Consider the following 704-nt stretch of genomic DNA (forward strand, 5'->3'; position numbering starts at 1 on the left):
CGAAGCGGCTGAATCTTTGGGTTTGCGCCGTAGCGTCACTTTGCGCGAGATTATTATTCCGCAGGCGATGCGGGTGATTATTCCGCCCTTGACCAGCCAGTATCTCAACCTTGCCAAGAACTCTTCCCTGGCAACCGCGATCGGTTATCCCGATATTGTGTCCGTCTTTATGGGCACGACATTGAACCAGACCGGTCAGGCGGTTGAGATCGTCGCCATGACGATGGCCGTTTATCTGACGATCAGTTTGACGCTGTCGTTTGTGATGAACTGGTACAACAAAGCCATGTCGTTGAAGGAGCGTTAGAATGGGTAAATTCGTTGAAAAAGAAGCGCTCCCGCCACCCGTTTCCACCACGGGTCCGGTTGCATGGGTGCGTCAAAATCTTTTATCGTCACCGTTTCATACGGTGCTGAGTCTGGCGGCTCTTTATCTGTTGATCCAGATTGTGCCGCCGATTATCGACTGGGTCTTTATCAGTGCGAATTTCGCCGGTAATGATCCGAAAGCCTGCACGGGCGAAGGCGCGTGCTGGGTCTTTATCAAGACACGTCTCGGTTTCTTCACATACGGGTTTTATCCCGATGCGGAAAGATGGCGTGTGGATCTGGCTTTTGTGCTGTTGGCGATTGTGGTGGTGCCGCAATTTTTCAATCAGGTTTCTGCTCAGATTAAAAAATGGCTGGGCATTGCGGGCTTGACG

General features: G+C 51.7%; 1 protein-coding gene and 1 pseudogene. Both read left to right on the forward strand.

What is annotated here, in order from left to right:
* The coding region (locus IEW74_RS17245) for an ABC transporter permease subunit (protein WP_188667430.1) at nucleotides 1–307 on the forward strand (307 nt) is incomplete at its 5' end.
* Between the two features lies 1 nt (nucleotide 308).
* Nucleotides 309–704: pseudogene (locus tag IEW74_RS17250) on the forward strand (amino acid ABC transporter permease); the annotation flags it as partial.

The organism is Terasakiella brassicae (genome assembly GCF_014641495.1).
Lineage (GTDB): Bacteria > Pseudomonadota > Alphaproteobacteria > Rhodospirillales > Terasakiellaceae > Terasakiella > Terasakiella brassicae.